This window comes from Methylobrevis pamukkalensis (assembly GCF_001720135.1).
GTDB lineage: Bacteria > Pseudomonadota > Alphaproteobacteria > Rhizobiales > Pleomorphomonadaceae > Methylobrevis > Methylobrevis pamukkalensis.
The window spans coordinates 1-3,740 of sequence record NZ_MCRJ01000197.1; the positions used below are offsets into that span (position 1 = coordinate 1).

The 3,740-nt window shown below is 69.9% G+C and carries 4 protein-coding genes; 3 read left to right on the forward strand and 1 reads right to left on the reverse strand.

Going from position 1 to position 3,740, the window contains the following annotated elements:
- The coding region (gene mutY / locus A6302_RS19555) for an A/G-specific adenine glycosylase (protein ID WP_141703986.1) at positions 1-1,259 on the reverse strand (1,259 nt) is incomplete at its 3' end.
- Here mutY and A6302_RS19560 point away from each other — a divergent pair.
- The 3 genes from A6302_RS19560 to A6302_RS19570 all read left to right on the forward strand — a co-directional run.
- Positions 1,206-1,886, forward strand: coding sequence for a DUF721 domain-containing protein (locus A6302_RS19560; protein WP_083255922.1), 681 nt, complete (start codon positions 1,206-1,208; stop codon positions 1,884-1,886). The two genes, mutY and A6302_RS19560, sit on opposite strands and share 54 nt — an antisense overlap.
- A gap of 198 nt (positions 1,887-2,084) precedes the next feature.
- On the forward strand, positions 2,085-2,726 hold the full coding sequence (locus A6302_RS19565; protein WP_069308432.1) for a DsbA family protein: 642 nt from the start codon (positions 2,085-2,087) through the stop codon (positions 2,724-2,726).
- A 44-nt stretch (positions 2,727-2,770) separates the two neighbouring features.
- Positions 2,771-3,740, forward strand: a 970-nt coding sequence (locus A6302_RS19570; protein WP_169833638.1) for an AAA family ATPase, incomplete at its 3' end; no start/stop codon positions are given.

Here is a 3,740-nt window from a genome sequence, read left to right on the forward strand (position 1 = left end):
GACGGAGTGCCGCTTTGCTGGCCCCTCGTTCCCCCGACCTCCCGTCTTGGCGGCAATTTTTCCGCCGAGAAACAATAACCACGACTCCGGGGGCGAGAGCAAGTGGATTCGTGTGGTATTTTGTGGTTTCGATGATCAAAGTTGAAGCCGATGTCTGCCGCTTCGCGCGCATGCCCCTGCGTCACCTCCTCCGAAACACTTGCCGTGCCGGCCGCGATGACTTTGCGCATCACGGTCGGAAGGGCTTCGCCATCGATGACGTCTGGCGGCGACCACCAATGATTTTCAGGGGCTTGGCTACCGTCGGCCACCGTCGTCCGCCACACGCAGAGCCGCAGGTGGAAGTGGGTGAAGGTGTGCTCGACGAGGCCGGCGGCCACCTCCCAGTTGCTGCCCGGAAAGGGGGCGAAGCCGGAGGCCTCCGGCGCATCTTCCGTCCACGGCGTGCCGGGAATCTCGCTCATGCCGCCGAGCAGGCCGCGGTCGGGGCGGCGGCGCAGCAGGATGGCGCCATCCGCCCGTTGCACGAGGAAGGCCGTGCCCTGGCGCACCGGCCGGGCCACCTTGGCGGCCTTGCGGGGGAAGGTGTCCGCATCGCCCGCCGCCCGCGCAGCGCACCCGTCGGCGAGCGGACAGAGCGCGCAGGCCGGCCGGCGCGGGGTGCAGATCGTCGCGCCGAGATCCATCATCGCCTGGGCAAAGTCGCCCGGCCGCCGGTTCGGCGTCATCGCCGCGGTGAGACGGCGCAACTCCGGCCGGGACGACGGCAGCGGCGCCTCGACCCGGTGCAGCCGGCTGACGACGCGCTCGACGTTGCCGTCGATCACGGCCGCCGGCCGGTCGAAGGCGATCGCCGCGATCGCCGCCGCCGTGTAGGGGCCGATGCCGGGAAGGGTGCGCAGGCCCTCTTCCGTGTCGGGAAAGGCGCCGCTGTGGTCGCGCACCAGCGCCTCGGCGCAGGCCTTGAGATTGCGCGCCCGCGAATAGTAGCCGAGCCCGGCCCAGAGCTTCATCACGTCCTCGCGGTCGGCACCCGCAAGGTCGGCGAGTGTCGGCCAGCGCGTGGTGAAGGCCGTGAAATAGGCGATCACCGTCGCCACCGTCGTCTGCTGCAGCATGATCTCCGACAGCCAGACGCGGTAGGGATCGGGCCGCAGGCCGCGCGTCGTCTCCTCCGGCGGCAGGCGCCAGGGCAGGCGGCGGGCGTGGCGGTCGTACCAGGCAAGGAGCGCGGTGGCGCGGGGCGTCGAATCGGACATGGCCGCAGGAAACGCCGGCCGGCGGGTCCATGCAAGGGTGACCCTGCGGCATCGCGCGTTGACAAGGCGGGGTGCCAGGCGCTTTGTCGAGAAAGTGGTGATCAGGGAGACAGGTGTGTCGACGCTGCAGCAGAAGCCGTTTCGCCCGCGCGGCGCCGTGCCCGTCGCCGAGATGCTGGCCAAGCGCTTGCGCCCGCCTGCCGCAAGCGGGGCTTCACCGCGGTCGACCTCGTCGCCCACTGGCCCGAGATCGTCGGCCCGGCCTATGCGAAATCGACCCAGCCGGACAAGATCACCTGGCCGCGCCTGCCGAAGGGCGTGGAAGCGGCCACCGCCGAGCCGGCACTTCTCACCTTGCGCTGCACCGGCGCCGTCGCCCTGCGGCTGCAGCATGATCTGCCGCTGGTGATCGAACGCATCAACACCTTCTTCGGCTGGCGGGCGATCGGCCGCGTCCGGCTGCTGCAGATGCCGCTGCACCGGCGGCCGGCCCCGGTTCGGCCGAAGGCAGGGCCGCTCAGTTCCGAGGCCGCGGTTCGCGTCGAGGAGGCCTGCGCCGGCATCGCCGATGACGGGCTGCGCGAGGCCGTCGCGCGGCTCGGCCGGGCGGTCGCAACCCGCCGCTGATCACGAAAAGCTGAAGGCCTCGCGGGCCCGGCGTCGATTTGCCCTTTGCCCGCGGCGAAGTCTGGCCATATTTTGCCGCTTCGAATGAAAAGGACGCCTGTGCGACGCATCGCGGCCCTGCCGGCCCTGTCCGGACAGACGCACTGCCCGACGCGACGCACTGAAGAAACGCCGCCACAAGACTGGAGCCGACGCGCGATGATCACCCGCAGACATTTCATGACCGGCGCCGCCGCCGTGGCCGGCCTCGCGCTGATGCCCGGCTTCCTGCGCCCCGCACAGGCGCAGAGCGTGGACACGACCGAACTGCTGACGCCCGGCCCCCTCGGCGAGAAGAGCCTCGGCCCGGCCGACGCGAAGGTGACGGTGATCGAATATGCCTCGATGACCTGCGGCCACTGCGCGCGGTTCCACGAGACGACCTGGCCGGTCTTCAAGGAGAAGTATGTCGACAGCGGGCAGGTGCGCTTCATCCTGCGCGAGTTCCCGCTCGATCCGCTCGCCGCCGCCGGCTTCATGCTGGCCCGCTCGGCGCCGAACGACAACTTCTTCCCCATGGTCTCGCTGCTGTTCGAGACCCAGCGCGAATGGGCCTATTCGGACGATCCGGTCGCCGCCCTGCTCAAAATCTCCCGTCAGGCCGGTTTCACACAGGAAAGTTTCGAGGCGGCCTTGAAGAACCAGGAGCTTCTCGATGGAGTGAACTGGGTGCGCAACCGGGGTGCGCAGGAATTCGGCGTCGACGCCACCCCCACCTTCTTCATCAATGGCGAGAAGAAGGCCGGTGCGCTGTCGATCGAGGAAATGGACGCGGCGATCACGCCGCTGCTCAACGGCTGAGCGACGGACGCATCGCGCCGTCCCGGCCGGGAACCGGAACGGCGATGCAGTTCGAAAAGCTTCGGATCGTCGGCTTCAAGTCCTTCGTGGAGCCGACGGAATTCCTGATCCAGCCCGGCCTCACCGGCGTGGTGGGGCCGAACGGCTGCGGCAAGTCCAATCTTGTCGAGGCCCTGCGCTGGGTCATGGGCGAGAATTCCTACAAGAACATGCGCGCGTCCGGCATGGACGACGTGATCTTCTCCGGCTCCACCCACCGGCCGGCCCGCAACAGCGCGGAAGTGACGCTGTTCCTCTCCAATGACGCACGGCGCGCAGCCTCCACCTTCAAGGAGGCCGCCTTCGCCGATGCCGACACCCTCGAAGTGTCGCGTCGCATCGAGCGCGAGGCCGGCTCGGTCTACCGGGTCAACGCGCGCGAGGTCCGCGCCCGCGACGTCCAGCTGCTGTTCGCCGACGCCTCCACCGGCGCCCGCTCGCCGTCGATGGTCCGCCAGGGCCAGATCGGCGAGCTGATCGCGGCCAAGCCGGCGGCGCGGCGGATGATTCTCGAGGAAGCCGCCGGCATCTCCGGCCTGCACAGCCGCCGTCACGAGGCGGAACTGCGCCTGCGCGCCGCCGAACAGAATCTCGACCGCCTCGAGGATGTCCTTTCCGAAATCGAGACGCGGCTCGAATCGCTGAAGCGCCAGTCGCGCCAGGCCGGCCGCTACCGCCTGCTCTCGCGCGAGATCCGCCGCGACGAGGCGACGCTCGCCCATCTGCGCTGGCGCGCCGCCTTCGAGACCGTCGGTGAAGCCGAGGCGGCGGTGGCCGCCGTGGTGCTGGCGCTGGCCGACGCACAGGCGCGTCAGGCGGAGACCGCGCGGCTTTCGGCCATCGCCGCCCATCATCTTCCGGTCATGCGCGACGCCGCCGCCGCCGCCGGTGCCGGGCTGCAACGCCTGCGCGCCGCCCTTGGCGAATCGGAGGCCGAGGAAAGGCGCGTGCGCGCCCGCCTTGCCGATCTTGCCC

Bases quoted from the DNA above. Each gene is read 5' to 3' on its own strand.
- A6302_RS19565 (WP_069308432.1), top strand. From the start codon at position 2,085: ATGATCACCCGCAGACATTTCATGACCGGCGCCGCCGCCGTGGCCGGC.